This is a genomic window from Streptomyces sp. NPDC007901 (genome assembly GCF_042959465.1).
Classification (GTDB): domain Bacteria; phylum Actinomycetota; class Actinomycetes; order Streptomycetales; family Streptomycetaceae; genus Streptomyces.
In genome coordinates, this window is record NZ_JBIBKW010000004.1 from 503,987 (window position 1) to 517,772 (window position 13,786).

9 protein-coding genes are annotated in these 13,786 nt (G+C 69.5%); 5 read left to right on the forward strand and 4 right to left on the reverse strand.

Annotation, left to right across the window (positions count from 1 at the left end; translation table 11 throughout):
• Nucleotides 1-1,587 carry a site-2 protease family protein gene (locus ACFZDK_RS16940; protein WP_390973177.1) on the reverse strand — a complete coding sequence of 529 codons (1,587 nt, stop codon included), beginning with the start codon at nucleotides 1,585-1,587 and terminating at the stop codon, nucleotides 1-3.
• A 140-nt stretch (nucleotides 1,588-1,727) separates the two neighbouring features.
• Between ACFZDK_RS16940 and ACFZDK_RS16945 the strand changes: the two genes are divergently transcribed.
• Nucleotides 1,728-2,669, forward strand: coding sequence for a PD-(D/E)XK nuclease family protein (locus ACFZDK_RS16945; RefSeq protein ID WP_390973179.1), 942 nt, complete (start codon nucleotides 1,728-1,730; stop codon nucleotides 2,667-2,669).
• Between the two features lie 15 nt (nucleotides 2,670-2,684).
• Nucleotides 2,685-3,356: a response regulator transcription factor gene (locus tag ACFZDK_RS16950; protein ID WP_030608351.1), complete on the forward strand. Its 672-nt coding sequence runs from the start codon at nucleotides 2,685-2,687 to the stop codon at nucleotides 3,354-3,356.
• Between the two features lie 72 nt (nucleotides 3,357-3,428).
• Here the strand turns inward: ACFZDK_RS16950 and ACFZDK_RS16955 are convergent, their stop codons facing one another.
• The 3 genes from ACFZDK_RS16955 to metH form a co-directional block, all read right to left on the reverse strand.
• Nucleotides 3,429-5,033: an ABC transporter substrate-binding protein gene (locus tag ACFZDK_RS16955; RefSeq protein ID WP_390973180.1), complete on the reverse strand. Its 1,605-nt coding sequence runs from the start codon at nucleotides 5,031-5,033 to the stop codon at nucleotides 3,429-3,431.
• A 423-nt stretch (nucleotides 5,034-5,456) separates the two neighbouring features.
• Nucleotides 5,457-6,158 (reverse strand): HAD-IA family hydrolase, encoded by a 702-nt coding sequence (locus tag ACFZDK_RS16960; RefSeq protein ID WP_390973182.1) that lies wholly within the window; start codon nucleotides 6,156-6,158, stop codon nucleotides 5,457-5,459.
• A 127-nt stretch (nucleotides 6,159-6,285) separates the two neighbouring features.
• Complete coding sequence (metH, locus tag ACFZDK_RS16965; RefSeq protein ID WP_390973183.1) at nucleotides 6,286-9,801, reverse strand: methionine synthase; 3,516 nt, start codon at nucleotides 9,799-9,801, stop codon at nucleotides 6,286-6,288.
• Between the two features lie 360 nt (nucleotides 9,802-10,161).
• Between metH and ACFZDK_RS16970 the strand changes: the two genes are divergently transcribed.
• The 3 genes from ACFZDK_RS16970 (at nucleotide 10,162) to glpK (ending at nucleotide 13,735) form a co-directional block, all read left to right on the forward strand.
• Nucleotides 10,162-10,926 (forward strand): IclR family transcriptional regulator, encoded by a 765-nt coding sequence (locus ACFZDK_RS16970; protein WP_355716718.1) that lies wholly within the window; start codon nucleotides 10,162-10,164, stop codon nucleotides 10,924-10,926.
• Between the two features lie 380 nt (nucleotides 10,927-11,306).
• On the forward strand, nucleotides 11,307-12,101 hold the full coding sequence (locus tag ACFZDK_RS16975) for an MIP family channel protein (protein ID WP_390973185.1): 795 nt from the start codon (nucleotides 11,307-11,309) through the stop codon (nucleotides 12,099-12,101).
• 92 nt (nucleotides 12,102-12,193) lie between these two features.
• Nucleotides 12,194-13,735: a glycerol kinase GlpK gene (gene glpK / locus ACFZDK_RS16980; protein WP_365685506.1), complete on the forward strand. Its 1,542-nt coding sequence runs from the start codon at nucleotides 12,194-12,196 to the stop codon at nucleotides 13,733-13,735.
• The last annotated feature ends 51 nt before the right edge of the window (nucleotides 13,736-13,786 follow it).

The window sequence follows — 13,786 nt, forward strand, 5'->3', positions numbered from 1 at the left end:
TCAGCTGGGGCGGGCCATCGCCCGCACGAAGGCCCGCTCGACGTCGGCGGCCGACAGGACGCCGTAGATCTCGCCGGTCTCCTCCACGACCAGGTACTCGGTGGCGGGGGTGGCGCGCAGGACGTCGAGGAGGTCCTCTCCGGCGAGTTCCGCGGAGACCCGCATGCCGTCGGTGAGGTCCTGGGCGAGGCCGCTGACGGCGACCCAGGGACGGCGGTGCTCGGGTACGCCGACGATGGCGGCCTCGCGGACCAGGGAGAGGGGGTTGCCGTCGGCGTCGACGACGACCAGGGCACGGGCGCCGGCGGCGTTGGCGCGGCGCAGAGCCTCGGAGAGGGGGGTGTCGGTCTCGACGGGGACGGCGCGCCGGGTCAGGGTGCGGGCGCGCAGCTCGGGGAGGTGTTCGCGCAGCCGGGCCATGCGCAGGCTGTTGCCGGCGCCGGTCCAGATGATGGCGGCGAGGATGGCGGCGAGCAGAGCGTCGGTGACGGTGTCCATGCCGCCGCCGGTGTCCTCGCCACCGCCGCCGAAGGCGCCGGAGTAGTTGAGGAGGGGGAGGCCGATGAGGACGGAGACGGCGAGCGCGCGGCCGACCCAGGCGGCGGCGACGGTGCCGCTCATGGGCCTGCCGGTGATCTTCCAGACGACGGCGCGGAGCATCCGGCCACCGTCGAGGGGCAGCCCGGGCAGGAGGTTGAAGGCGGCCACGATGAGGTTGGAGACCATCAGGCCGGCCAGCAGGACGCCGGGGACGGTGCCGGGCTCGACGGGCTGCATGGCGAGGTAGAAGACGCCGGAGAGGACGAGGGAGAGCAGCGGGCCGACGAAGGCCAGCACGAACTCGCGGCCGGGGGTCTCGGCCTCCTTCTCGATCTCGGAGACGCCGCCGAAGAACTGCAGCTGGATGCGGCGGACCGGGAGTTTGAAGCGGATCGCGGCGACCGTGTGGGCCAGCTCGTGGACCAGGACGGAGGCGTAGAAGGCGACGGCGAAGAAGAGGGAGACGAGGTACCGGGCGGCGCCGAGTTCGGGCAGTACGCGGTCGAGCTGGCCGCCGAAGACCCAGGTGATCAGGGCGGCGACGAGGAACCAGCTGGGGGCGACGTACACCGGCACGCCGAAGGGGCGCCCCATGAGCAGTCCGCCGCCGGGTTCCTTGGGCCGCTGCGGCGGCCGGCCCTTGCTCATTCCCGAGTCGGCCAGGGCCCGCTCCTCCGACGCGTCGGGGGCGTCGGTGGACGAGTCCGTGCGGGCGTCGGGGACCGGGGCGTCGGGGACCGGGGCGTCGGGGACCGGGGCGTCGGGGACCGGGGCGTCGGCCGGTGCGTCGGCCGGTGTGTTCTCGGGCGCGGCCGTTTCCGGGGCCTCGTCGGCCTCCGGCCCGGCCGTCGGCTCCGTGGGCTCCTCTGCGGACGGTGCCGGCGACGGTCTCCCGGTGCGGGCGGCCGCCCCGGTCTCCGCGGGAGCCGTCGGGGCGTCGGCCGGGTCCGGGCCCCCGTCGTTGGTCGGGGCCGTAGGACCTGCGGGGTGCTCGGTCGGTTCGGCGTTCTCCGACCGGGGCTGCCCGCTCCCGCCGCTCACGTCCACGGTGTCCCCTCGTTAGAAACGTCGTCTCTGGTCGATGGTATGCGGCCGTCGTGACGCGTTTCGCCCCGGCACCCCCTGTGTTGGCCGGGCCGTCGCGCGGGTTGGGTGACTGTCAGTGGCGGGCCGTATGGTCTGTGGTCATGGAGAGCAGCATCGAGGAGACCCCGCAGGCGCAGGGCGCGGACGTCGCGCAGGGGGAGGAGCCGGTCACAGCGGTGGCGGGGCCGACGGCCCGGCCGCCCGCCTCGTTGTCGCCCTCGCGGGCCAGTGACTTCATGCAGTGTCCGTTGCTGTACCGGTTCCGGGTGATCGACCGGCTGCCGGAGAAACCGAGCGAGGCGGCGACCAGAGGGACGCTGGTGCACGCGGTCCTGGAGCGGCTCTTCGACGCCCCCGCCGCCGACCGGACCGCGCCGCGAGCCAAGTCGCTGATCCCGGGGCAGTGGGACCGGCTGCGGGAGAACAGGCCGGAGGTCGGTGAGCTGTTCTCGGACGACCCCGAGGGCGAGCGGCTGGCGCGCTGGCTGGGTGAGGCGGAACAACTCGTCGAGCGCTGGTTCACGCTGGAGGATCCGTCCCGGCTGGAGCCCGTGGAGCGGGAGCTGTTCGTGGAGACCGAGCTGGAGTCGGGGCTGCGGCTGCGCGGGATCATCGACCGGGTCGACGTGGCGCCGACGGGCGAGGTGCGGATCGTCGACTACAAGACGGGCAAGGCGCCGCGGCCGGAGTACGCCGAGGGCGCGCTGTTCCAGATGAAGTTCTACGCGCTGGTGGTGTGGCGGCTGAAGAACGTGGTGCCGAGGCGGCTGCAGCTGGTCTATCTAGGCAGCGGTGACGTGCTGACGTACGACCCGGTCCTCGCCGATCTCCAGCGAGTCGAGCGCAAGCTGCTCGCGCTGTGGGAGGCGATCCGGGAGGCGACGGAGTCGGGTGAGTGGCGGCCTCGTCCGACCAAGCTGTGCGGCTGGTGCGACCACCAGGCGCACTGCCCGGAGTTCGGCGGCACTCCCCCGCCGTACCCGCTGCCGGTGAGGTCGGCGGCGTCCGGGGAGCCGGCGCAGGGCAGAATGGGCGCGGACTAGCGAAGGAGACTCACCGTGGCCATCCGCGTCCTACTGGTCGACGACCAGCCGCTGCTGCGAACCGGGTTCCGGATGATTCTGGAGGCCGAGCAGGACATCGCGGTCGTGGGCGAGGCCGGAGACGGCCTGCAGGCCCTCGACCAGGTGCGGGCCCTCCAGCCTGATGTCGTGCTGATGGACATCCGGATGCCGCGGATGGACGGCGTGGAGGCGACCCGGCAGATCACCGGGCCCGGCCGTGACGGCCCGGCGAAGGTGCTGGTGCTGACCACGTTCGATCTCGACGAGTACGTGGTGGAGGCGCTGCGCGCGGGGGCCAGCGGGTTCCTGCTGAAGGACGCCCCGGCCAACGAGCTGGTGCAGGCGATCCGGGTGGTGGCGAACGGCGAGGCGATGCTGGCGCCGAGCATCACGCGCCGGCTGCTCGACAAGTACGCGACCCATCTGCCGTCCGGCGAGGAGCCGGTGCCGGACACCCTGCACACCCTCACCGACCGTGAGGTGGAAGTGCTGAAGCTGGTGGCGCGCGGGCTGTCGAACGCGGAGATCGCCGCCGACCTGTTCGTCAGCGAGACCACCGTGAAGACCCATGTGGGGCATGTGCTGACCAAGCTGGGGCTGCGGGACCGGGTGCAGGCGGCGGTGTACGCGTACGAGAGCGGGCTGGTGCGCCCCGGGGCGCAGTAGGCCGACCGGTCACGACGACGAAGGGCGCCCTCTCCGTGCGGAGAGGGCGCCCTTCGTCGTACTGAAGGTCCGTCAGCTGATGGAGCCGCGACCGAGCTCCCACAGCTGGAGGCTCGCGGAGGAGTTGAGGGCGTAGGCGACGCCCGTGATGTCGTCGCGGGCGGCGACGTACTGCTTGCCCTGCCACAGCGGCAGCACCGGGACGTCAGCGGCGACGTCGTCCTGGATCTCGGTCAGGCTGCCGGTGGCGCTGGCCCGGTCGGCCTCGCGGCGGGACTCGGGGATCAGGGTGTTGATGATCCGGTTGTTGACATAGGGCGACTTGAGGAAGTTGTCCTTGTCGAGGAACGGCGCGAGGAAGTTGTCGGCGTCCGGGAAGTCGGGGAACCAACCCATGCCGTAGACGTCGTAGTCGCCCTTGCGCTCGTCCGTCTGGTACGTCGACCAGGGGTGGCCCTCGATGCTGACGTCGAAGAGGCCGCTGTCGTTGAGCTGCTGCTTGAGGACCTCGAACTCCTGCTTGGTGGCCGGACCGTAGTGGTCGGTCGTGTAGTGCAGGGTCAGCTTCACCGGGGTGGTGATGTTGGCCGCGGTCAGCAGGTTCTTCGCCTTGGAGACGCTGGGGTCGCCGTACTTGTTGAAGAAGGAGTTGGAGTGGCCGGTCACGGAGGCCGGGACCAGCGAGTACAGCGGCTCGGCCTGGGAGCCGTACACCTTGGAGACGAGGTCGGCGCGGTCGATGAGCTGGGCCATGGCCTCGCGGACGGCCTTGGACTTGACCGTGGACGCGTCGGTGTTGAAGCCGAGGTAGCGGATCTCCAGACCGGACATCTCGACGAGGTCGATGTTGGAGTCCTTGCCGGTGCTGAGCTTGTTGATCTGCGACGGCGACATGGTGCGGGTCATCACGTCGATGTCGCCCTTGTCGAGCGCCTCGCCCATGGCGTCGGCGTCCTCGTAGGAGCGCATGACGACCTGCTCGTTGTTCACCTTCACGCTCCCCTTGTAGTTGGGGTTCTTGGTGAAGGTGGCGGTGACGATCTCGTCGTTCTTGACGTCGGCCTTGAAGGTGTACGGGCCGGAGCCGTCGATGTCGAAGCCGTCGCGGAGCTTGTCCTTCTCGTAGTCCTTCGGGTTCACGATGCCCGCGACCGGAGTGGACAGCTTGTACGGGAAGGTGGCGTCGGCGGACTTGAGGTGGAAGATGACCTCGCGGTCGCCCTGGGTCTCGATGGTGTCGATGTTCGAGAGGAGGGCGTAGACGCCGGTGTCGGACTTGATCCGCAGGGCGCGCTCGATGGACCACTTGACGTCCTCGGCGGTGACGGCGTTGCCGTCGGAGAACTTCAGGCCGTCACGCAGCTTGCAGGCGTAGCGCTCGCTGCCGCTGTCGGTGAAGGAGCAGCTCTCGGCCGCGTCGGGGACCGGGTCGCCCTCGCCCTTGGGCTGGGACATCAGGGTCTGCACGGTCTGGCGCAGGATGTTCCAGCCGCCGACGTCGTAGGAGTAGGCGGGGTCGACCGGCGCCGGGGCTTCCTTCGTAGCGGTGAACCGGTCCGTGGTACCGACGACGATCGCGTCGTTGCTGCTGCTTCCACTGCCGGAACCACCGCAGGCGGCGAGGACCGGAGTGAGCAGGCCGACCACGGCCGGCAGCACCAAAGTCTTGCGGTTCATGCTCGAAGTTCTCCAGAGCTGATCGTGTCCGTGTATCCGGCATCCATGGGGTGTCGAAGCGGATCACGGGGGTTGCGGCGATGTTCTCGCGATGAGATTAGTGCGCACCCGCAGGAGGGTTCGCAGGCGCGTGAGTTGAGGTCCCATCACGGAGTGGAACCGGTTGCGGACAGACCGAAAACCCGACAGCGGCAGGATTAGTGCACGCTCTCCCCAATCGGGACACAAGGTCGCCGCGTTTCCCCCCGAACGGGGGCGTGCGGCACAGCCGGGCAACGTTGTCGAGCACCTGGCACGTGGGGAACGTCACACGGCAAAATATGTGAGCGGGTATCGGAATTCAGCCGGTTGAACAGGGGCGAATTCCGGGGAGCGACACGGGCCGGGATTTCACCCAATGCTCTTTGCACGCTGGGTGAACGGCTAGCGCATTTCCGTCATCAGTCCGTGCAGAAATGCCAGGTCGACCTGTTCCAGGGAGGCGACCACGGTACGCCGCTCGGCGGGGGCGATCGGCGCGACGGAGGGGACGGCGACGACCTGGCAGCCGGCGGCCTCGGCGGCGGCGACGCCGGTCGCGGTGTCCTCCACCACCGCGCACCTGGCCGGATCCACTCCCAGACCGGCGGCGGCGAGCAGATACGGGTCCGGGTGGGGCTTGGTGCGCGAGACCTCGTCACCGGCGACGGACAGGCTGAAGTGATGCGTGCCGAGCCCGGTCAGGACCCGGTCGATGATGCGCCGGTGCGAGGCGGAGACCAGGGCGGTGGGGATCTGCTGCTCGTAGAGTTCGGCGAGCAGCCGCTGGGCGCCCGGCATCAGCGGCAGGCCGCCGTCGATGCGTTCCTCGAAGCCGTCGTTGAGCAGCACGCTGAGCTCGGCGAGCGTGATGGCCGCGCCGGTGGCCTCGATGAGGAACCCGGCGCTGCGGGTCATCGGGCCGCCGACCACGACATGGCGCCAGGAGTCGTCGAGGGTGTGGCCGAGGCGGGCGAAGATCTCGACCTCGACGTCCCACCAGAAGCCCTCGGTGTCCACCAGGGTGCCGTCCATGTCGAGGAGCACCGCCTGAAGGGCCGAGCCTTCGGCCGTCCGGGTTCCGAGCGCGGGGACCGTGCTGGTCATCCACGTACCTCCTTGAGGGACGAGCAGGCCGGTTCCCATGCGGGGAACCGGCCTGCTGTGGACCGACCAGTGTACGACTTATCCGATCAGTGCGCTCTGTGGGACACGTCTCGGCGCGGCGCGCCGCTCAGCGCGCGTTGAAGTACTTCGCCTCCGGGTGGTGGATGACGATGGCGTCCGTGGACTGCTCGGGGTGCAGCTGGAACTCCTCGGAGAGGTGCACGCCGATCCGCTCGGGCTGGAGCAGGCCGGCGATCTTGGCGCGGTCCTCCAGGTTGGGGCAGGCGCCGTAGCCGAGGGAGAAGCGGGCGCCCCGGTACTTCAGGGCGAACATGTCCTCGATGTCACCGGGGTCCTCCCCGGCGAAGCCGAGTTCCGCACGCACCCGCGCGTGCCAGTACTCGGCGAGGGCCTCGGCCAGCTGGACGGACAGGCCGTGCAGTTCGAGGTAGTCCCGGTAGGAGTTGGCCTCGAAGAGCTTGGCGGTCTGCTCGCCGATGCGGGAGCCGACGGTGACGACCTGGAGGCCGACCACGTCCGTCTCCCCCGACTCCTCCGGGCGGAAGAAGTCGGCGAGGCAGAGCCGGCGGCCGCGGCGCTGGCGCGGGAAGGTGAACCGGGTGCGTTCGTTGCCGCGGTCGTCCAGGATGATCAGGTCGTCGTCCTTGGAGACGCAGGGGAAGTAGCCGTAGACCACGGCCGCTTCCAGCAGGTTCTCCGTCTGGAGCTTGTCGAGGAGCCCGCGCAGCCGGGGGCGGCCGTCGGTCTCGACGAGTTCCTCGTACGTGGGTCCCTCGCCGGTGCGGGCCTGCTTGAGGCCCCACTGGCCCTTGAAGAGGGCGCCCTCGTCGAGCCAGCTCGCGTACTCCTTGAGCTGGATGCCCTTGATGACGCGGGTGTCCCAGAACGGCGGGGTGGGCACCGGGTTGTCGACGGCGACGTCGGAGCGGACATGGCCCTCCTCGGGCCGCTCCTCGGCCTCGACGGTCGCGGCCGGCCGCACCCGGCGCTGCTTCAGCTCCGGCAGGACCGCGCCGGGCAGCCCGCGCTTGACGCCGATGAGGGCGTCCATCAGGCGCAGGCCCTCGAAGGCGTCCCGGGCGTAGCGGACCTCGCCCTCGTAGAGCTCGTGCAGGTCCTGTTCGACGTAGGCGCGGGTGAGGGCGGCGCCGCCGAGGATGACCGGGTAGGAGGCCGCCAGACCGCGCTGGTTGAGCTCCTCCAGGTTCTCCTTCATGATCACCGTGGACTTGACCAGCAGGCCGGACATGCCGATGACGTCGGCCCGGTGCTCGTCGGCGGCCTCCAGGATCGCGGAGACGGGCTGCTTGATGCCCAGGTTGACGACGTTGTAGCCGTTGTTGGACAGGATGATGTCGACGAGGTTCTTGCCGATGTCGTGCACGTCGCCGCGGACGGTCGCCAGCACGATCGTGCCCTTGCCCTCGGCGTCCGACTTCTCCATGTGCGGTTCGAGGTGGGCTACGGCGGCCTTCATGACCTCGGCGGACTGCAGGACGAACGGCAGCTGCATCTGGCCCGAGCCGAACAGCTCGCCGACGACCTTCATGCCGTCGAGCAGCGTCTCGTTGACGATGTCCAGGGCGGGGCGCTCGGTCAACGCGAGATCGAGGTCGGCCTCCAGGCCGTTGCGCTCGCCGTCGATGATGCGGCGCTTGAGGCGCTCCTCCAGCGGGAGGGCGGCCAGTTCCTCGGCCTTGCCGGCCTTGAGGGACTTGGCGGTGGCGCCCTCGAAGAGCTGCATCAGCTTCTGGAGGGGGTCGTAACCCTCGGCACGGCGGTCGTGGATGAGGTCGAGGGCGGTCTGCACCTCCTCCTCGCTGAAGCGGGCGATCGGCAGGATCTTCGACGCGTGCACGATCGCCGAGTCCAGGCCCGCCTTGACGCACTCGTCGAGGAAGACGGAGTTCAGCAGGATGCGGGCGGCCGGGTTGAGGCCGAAGGAGATGTTGGACAGACCGAGGGTGGTCTGGACGTCCGGATGGCGGCGCTTGAGCTCGCGGATCGCCTCGATGGTGGCGATGCCGTCCTTGCGGGACTCCTCTTGACCGGTACAGATGGTGAAGGTCAGGGTGTCGATGAGGATGTCCGACTCGTGGATGCCCCAGTTCCCGGTCAGGTCGTCGATCAGCCGTTCGGCGATCTGGACCTTCTTCTCCGGGGTGCGAGCCTGGCCCTCCTCGTCGATGGTCAGCGCGATCAGCGCGGCGCCGTGTTCCCGCGCGAGCTCGGTGACCTTGGCGAAGCGGGACTCCGGACCGTCGCCGTCCTCGTAGTTGACGGAGTTGATGACCGCGCGGCCGCCGAGCTTCTCCAGGCCGGCCCGGATGACGGGGACCTCGGTGGAGTCGAGGACGATCGGCAGGGTGGAGGCGGTGGCGAAGCGGCCGGCCAGCTCCTCCATGTCGGCGACGCCGTCACGGCCGACGTAGTCCACGCAGAGGTCCAGCATGTGGGCGCCCTCGCGGATCTGCTCGCGGGCCATCTCCACACAGTCGTCCCAGCGGGCCGCCAGCATGGCCTCGCGGAACTTCTTGGAACCGTTGGCGTTGGTGCGCTCTCCGATGGCCAGATACGAGGTGTCCTGGCGGAACGGCACCGTCTGGTACAGGGAGGCGGCGCCGGGCTCGGGGCGCGGGCTGCGCTCGGGCGGGGTGACGCCCCGGACCCGCTCCACGACCTGGCGCAGGTGCTCGGGGGTGGTGCCGCAGCAGCCGCCGATCAGGGAGAGACCGTAGTCCCGGACGAAGGTCTCGTGGGCGTCGGCCAGCTCCGGCGCGGTCAGCGGGTAGGTGGCGCCGTTCTTGCCGAGGACCGGCAGGCCCGCGTTCGGCATGCACGACAGAGCGATCCGGGAGTGCCGGGAGAGGTAGCGCAGGTGCTCGCTCATCTCGGCGGGGCCGGTGGCGCAGTTCATGCCGATCATGTCGATGCCGAGCGGCTCCAGCGCGGTGAGCGCGGCGCCGATCTCGGAGCCCAGCAGCATGGTGCCGGTGGTCTCCACGGTGACGGAGACGATGATCGGGACGTCCAGGCCGGAGAGCTCACGGGCGCGCTGGGCGCCGATCACGGCCGCCTTGGTCTGCAGCAGGTCCTGGGTGGTCTCCACGATCAGCGCGTCCGCGCCGCCGCTGATCAGGCCCTCGGCGTTCTGCTGGAAGGCGTCCCGGATCGTGGTGTAGCCGATGTGGCCGAGGGTGGGCAGCTTGGTGCCGGGGCCGATGGAGCCGAGGACCCAGCGCTGGCGGCCGTCGCGGGCGAGGTAGCCGTCGGCGGTCTCCCGGGCGATGCGGGCGCCCGCCTCCGACAGCTCGAAGACGCGCTCGGGGATGTCGTACTCGGCCATCGCCGCGTGGTTGGCGCCGAAGGTGTTGGTCTCGACACAGTCCACGCCCGCGTCGAAGTACGCCTCGTGGACCGAGCGGACGATGTCGGGGCGGGTGATGTTGAGGATCTCGTTGCAGCCCTCGAGCTGCTGGAAGTCGTCCAGCGTGGGGTCCTGCGCCTGGAGCATGGTGCCCATGGCTCCGTCGGCGACCACCACACGGGTGGCGAGCGCCTCACGGAGCGCGGACACACGGGTCCGGCTGTCGGCGGAAGGGGACGGCGGCGACGAGGCCATGAAGGGCTCCCTTGGATGCGACGGCTGTCGGCTATGCGTCCCCCCGGGGCGGGCCCGGGCAGGGACGCACTGCGTCAGCCTAACCGGGTGTGGGCTTGGATGGGCAGGGCGTCCATGTGGCGGACGAGTGAGGCACGGGGCCGTCACAGGACCCTCACCTGCCCGGCCGACCAGGCACGGACTCGTCACAGAGAGGTCACGTGTGTGCCCGGCGAGGTGACCGGATTCCCACGTGTGATGTAACAGGTGTCGACAGACCATTAGCGGTCCGTCGACATGGACCGGTAGTGTTCGACATTGCCGAACGATGGTTACGCCGTCGTTGCGGTGAGGGTCGTTGGGACGGAGGACAGGACGGCGATGGCACGGAACATCCAGTCGCTCGAACGGGCGGCCGCGATGCTGCGGCTGCTCGCGGGCGGCGAGCGACGACTCGGCCTGTCCGACATCGCCTCGTCACTGGGCCTCGCCAAGGGCACCGCCCACGGCATCCTGCGCACTCTCCAGCAGGAGGGGTTCGTCGAACAGGACGACACCTCCGGGCGCTACCAGCTGGGCGCCGAGCTGCTGCGGCTGGGCACCACCTATCTGGATGTGCACGAGCTGCGGGCGCGGGCGCTGGTGTGGACGGACGACCTGGCCCGGTCCAGCGGGGAGAGCGTCTACCTGGGCGTTCTCCATCAACAGGGCGTACTGATCGTGCACCACGTCTTCCGGCCCGACGACAGCCGGCAGGTGCTGGAGATCGGCGCGATGCAGCCGCTGCACTCCACGGCCCTGGGCAAGGTGCTGTCGGCCTACGACCCGGTGGCGCACAGCGAGGCCCTGGAGGCCGACCGCAAGCCCTTCACGGACCGGACCACCTGCGAGCTGGACGCCTTCGAGCACATCCTCGACATCACACGGGCGCGCGGCTACGCCGCCGACGTGGAGGAGACCTGGGAGGGCGTGGCCTCCGTCGCCGCGCCGATCCACGACCGGCGGCGCATGCCGGTGGGCGCGGTGGGCATCACGGGCGCGGTGGAACGGCTCTGCAAGGACGGGGAGTTGCGGCCCGAGCTGATCGCCGCGGTGCGCGACTGCGCCCGCGCGGTGTCGCGGGACCTGGGCGCCGGACGGTTCTGACCGGGCGCCACTGATCGACGGCTGAGGCCGGTTCGCGTGTCGGCGAACCGGCCTCAGCCGTACCCTGAAACGGACAAAACAGGATGAATCCCCAGTTCAGCGGGACTATCGCGGCACACCCGGCGCAGGACCCGACAAAGATCGACATCTCACGGCCATCAATAACGATCGCGCTTTCGATAACAGAACCCTTGACGTGCGCGTAACGCCGGAGCAAGACTCCCGTCCATCGGTCGGCATTGTCGAACACCTACCGGCAATACGCGCTAGAGTGTGACAACGCCAAGGGCCGGCAACATCGCTCTCACCCCCGAGGGCAGCTCGAACTCCCGGAGGGACCCGGGGTTCGGTCCCCTGGACGAAGGACAAAGGAGTCGCGGGTGTCCAGCTCCGACATCTTCATCGGCGAGACCATCGGTACCGCCATACTCATCCTGCTCGGCGGCGGTGTGTGCGCCGCCGTCACGCTCAAGGCCTCCAAGGCCCGTAACGCCGGCTGGCTCGCCATCGCCTTCGGTTGGGGCTTCGCCGTCATGACGGCGGTCTACATCTCCGGACCGCTGTCCGGTGCCCATCTCAACCCGGCCGTCACCGTCGCTCTCGCCATCAAGAACAGCGACTGGAGCAACGTCCCGGTCTACTTCGCCGGACAGCTGCTCGGTGCCATGATCGGCGCGGCCCTGGTGTGGGTCGCCTACTACGGCCAGTTCCACGCGCACCTCACCGACAAGGAGATCGTCGGCGGTCCGGGTGCCCAGGCCACCAAGATCAAGGCCGTCGAGGCCCAGGAGACGGGCGCCGGTCCGGTGCTCGGCATCTTCTCCACCGGTCCGGAGATCCGGAACGCGGTGCAGAACCTGGCCACGGAGATCATCGGCACCGTCGTGCTGATCCTCGCTGTCCTCACCCAGGGCCTCAACGACAAGGGCAACGGCCTCGGCGTCATCGGCGGCCTGATCACCGCCTTCGTGGTCGTCTCGATCGGTCTGTCGCTCGGCGGCCCGACCGGCTACGCGATCAACCCCGCCCGTGACCTCGGTCCGCGTATCGTGCACGCGCTCCTCCCGCTGCCCAACAAGGGCGGTTCCGACTGGAGCTACGCCTGGATCCCGGTGGTCGGTCCACTGATCGGCGCGGCCATCGCCGCGGGGATCTACAACGTCGCATTCGCCTGAGAACCAGATCAAGCTAAGAAGCAGATCCGGCTCACAAGCAGACACGCGCCGTACGTACCGCCTCCACACCACGGACCTCTGAGGAGCACACAGTGACCGACGCCCACACCGCAGGCCCCTTCATCGCCGCGATCGACCAGGGCACCACCTCCAGCCGCTGCATCGTCTTCGACAAGGACGGCCGCATCGTCTCGGTCGACCAGAAGGAGCACGAGCAGATCTTCCCGAAGCCGGGCTGGGTCGAGCACAACGCCAACGAGATCTGGACCAACGTCCAGGAAGTCGTCGCCGGGGCCATCCAGAAGGCCGGCATCACCCGCGACGACATCAAGGCCATCGGCATCACCAACCAGCGCGAGACCACCGTGCTGTGGGACAAGAACACCGGTGAGCCCGTCCACAACGCCATCGTCTGGCAGGACACCCGCACCGACGCCCTCTGCAAGGAGCTCGGGCGCAACGTCGGCCAGGACCGCTTCCGCCGCGAGACCGGCCTCCCCCTCGCCTCCTACTTCGCCGGCCCCAAGGCCCGCTGGCTGCTCGACAACGTCGACGGCCTCCAGGAGCGCGCCGAGGCGGGCGACATCCTCTTCGGCACCATGGACACCTGGGTCATCTGGAACCTGACCGGTGGTGCCAACGGCGGCAAGCACGTCACCGACGTCACCAACGCCTCCCGCACCCTTCTCATGAACCTGCACACCACGCAGTGGGACGAGAAGATCGCCGAGTCCATCGGCGTGCCGCTGCAGATCCTGCCCGAGATCCGCTCCTCCGCGGAGGTCTACGGCGAGGTCACCGGCGGCAAGCTCGGCGACCTGCTCGGCGGCATCCCGGTCGCCTCCGCGCTCGGCGACCAGCAGGCGGCCCTGTTCGGCCAGTGCTGCTTCTCCGAGGGCGAGGTCAAGTCCACCTACGGCACCGGCACCTTCATGGTGATGAACACCGGTGACAAGATCATCAACTCCTACGCGGGCCTGCTGACCACGGTCGGCTACAAGATCGGCGACCAGCCGACCGTGTTCGCGCTGGAGGGCTCGATCGCCGTCACCGGTTCGCTGGTGCAGTGGATGCGCGACCAGATGGGCCTGATCTCGACCGCGGCCGAGATCGAGACGCTCGCGCTCTCGGTCGAGGACAACGGCGGCGCCTACTTCGTGCCGGCCTTCTCCGGCCTGTTCGCCCCGCACTGGCGCTCCGACGCCCGCGGTGTCATCGCCGGCCTGACCCGGTACGTCACCAAGGCGCACCTGGCCCGCGCCGTCCTGGAGGCCACCGCCTGGCAGACCCGCGAGATCGCGGACGCCATGGTGAAGGACTCCGGCGACGAGCTGGTGGCCCTCAAGGTCGACGGCGGCATGACCGCCAACAACCTGCTGATGCAGCAGCTCGCCGACGTCCTCGACGCGCCCGTGGTGCGCCCGATGGTCGCCGAGACCACCTGCCTCGGCGCCGCCTACGCCGCCGGCCTCGCCGTCGGCTTCTGGTCCGGCACCGACGAACTGCGCGCCAACTGGCGCCGGGCCGCCGAATGGACCCCCCGCATGGACGCGGAGACCCGCGACCGTGAGTACAAGAACTGGCTCAAGGCCGTCGACCGGACCATGGGCTGGATCGAGGACGACGAGAGCTGACGAGAGCGCACAAGCTCTCACGATCGAGCTCTGACGAGGAGTAAGAACCCG

Bases quoted from the DNA above. Each gene is read 5' to 3' on its own strand.
- ACFZDK_RS16955 (WP_390973180.1), bottom strand. From the start codon at position 5,033: ATGAACCGCAAGACTTTGGTGCTGCCGGCCGTGGTCGGCCTGCTCACT.
- ACFZDK_RS16970 (WP_355716718.1), top strand. From the start codon at position 10,162: ATGGCACGGAACATCCAGTCGCTCGAACGGGCGGCCGCGATGCTGCGG.
- metH (WP_390973183.1), bottom strand. From the start codon at position 9,801: ATGGCCTCGTCGCCGCCGTCCCCTTCCGCCGACAGCCGGACCCGTGTG.
- ACFZDK_RS16960 (WP_390973182.1), bottom strand. From the start codon at position 6,158: ATGACCAGCACGGTCCCCGCGCTCGGAACCCGGACGGCCGAAGGCTCG.
- ACFZDK_RS16945 (WP_390973179.1), top strand. From the start codon at position 1,728: ATGGAGAGCAGCATCGAGGAGACCCCGCAGGCGCAGGGCGCGGACGTC.